The sequence below is a fragment of the Stenotrophomonas sp. P5_B8 genome (assembly GCF_054049855.1).
In genome coordinates this window covers 1-1,523 of sequence record NZ_JBFULO010000645.1, presented here as the reverse complement: position 1 = coordinate 1,523, position 1,523 = coordinate 1, and the positions used below count along the sequence as shown (strand labels likewise).

At 64.5% G+C, this 1,523-nt stretch carries 1 protein-coding gene; it reads left to right on the top strand.

The genetic code is table 11. From position 1 onward, the window contains the following. The coding region (gene nuoN, locus ACXJKH_RS20325; protein ID WP_457322075.1) for an NADH-quinone oxidoreductase subunit NuoN at positions 1-1,430 on the top strand (1,430 nt) is incomplete at its 5' end. Between the last annotated feature and the right edge of the window lie 93 nt (positions 1,431-1,523).

The following is a 1,523-nucleotide window of genomic DNA, read 5'->3' as shown; positions in this document are numbered from 1 at the left end:
CCGCTGACCTGCCCCCGCTCGCTCCCGAGCTGGTGCTGATCGCCAGTGCGTTCACCCTGTTGATCCTCGATCTGTTCATCAGCGACAAGAACAAGATCTGGACCCATCTGCTGTCGGTCGCCGCGCTGGCCGCGGTGCTGTTCATGCTCGCCACCGGAGTGGGCGGGCAGGGCGAGGTCTTCCACGGCATGTTCGTCCGCGATACCGCGGCCGACGTCATGAAGACCGTCATCGTGCTGTGCAGCGGCCTGACCCTGGTCTATGGCTGGAGCTACCTGCGCGAGCGCAAGCTGTACCAGGGCGAGATCCCGGTGCTGATCCTGTTCGGCACCGCCGGCATGATGATCCTGGTGTCCGCCGGCAGCCTGCTGATGGTCTACCTGGGCCTGGAACTGCTGGCGCTGTGCTCCTACGCCCTGGTGGCCAGCAACCGTGAAAACGGCCTGGCCTCGGAAGCGGCGATGAAGTACATCGTGCTCGGTTCGCTGGCTTCGGGGCTGCTGCTGTATGGCATGTCGCTGATCTACGGCGCCACCGGCTCGCTGCATCTGGACGCGATCCAGGCCGCCATTCCGCACTCGGAAGAGCGCGTACTACTGATGACCGGCGCGGTGTTCATGATCGCCGGCGTGGCCTTCAAGCTCGGCGCGGCCCCGTTCCACATGTGGCTGCCCGACGTGTACCAGGGTGCCCCGGCGCCGGTCGCGCTGTTCATCAGCTCGGCACCGAAGCTGGCCGCGTTCGGCATGGCCTACCGCCTGCTGGAAATGGGCCTGGGCCCGCTGTCGGATGAGTGGAAGTACCTGATCGCCGGCCTGGCCGCGCTGTCGCTGGTGATCGGCAACCTGATGGCGATCGCGCAGACCAACCTCAAGCGCATGCTGGCCTACTCGACCGTATCGCACATCGGCTTCCTGCTGCTCGGCATCGCCGGCGGTGGTGAGCGCGGTTACTCGGCGGCGCTGTTCTACGCCCTGAGCTACGCGATCATGTCGACCGCCGGCTTCGGCGCGATCATCGCGCTGTCGCGCAGCGGCTTCGAGGCCGAGAAGATCGAAGATTTCAAGGGCCTCAACGCACGCAATCCGTGGATGGCCGGCCTGGTGCTGTGCATCATGGCGTCGATGGCGGGTATTCCGCCGTTCCTGGGCTTCTGGACCAAGCTGGCGGTACTGGGCGCGGCGATCAACGGCGGCATGCTGTGGTTGGCGATCCTGGGCGTGCTGGCCGCGGTGGTGGGCTGCTTCTACTACCTGCGCGTGATCAAGGTCATGTACTTCGATGAGCCGGTGGGCGAGCCGCTGCCGGCCAACCACGACCGCGTGCTGGGTGTGGTGCTGGGCGTGAACGCCTTGGCACTGCTGGGCCTGGGCCTGGCGTGGAACCCGATCATGGTCTGGTGCCAGCAGGCGTTTGCACATATTTCATAAAAAACGATACAAACGTGCGCAACTCGTGTAATATTCATCTCCTGAGTTGTTGATGCAGCGGTTTCGCCAGAACATCGTTGCTTGGAAGCCCTC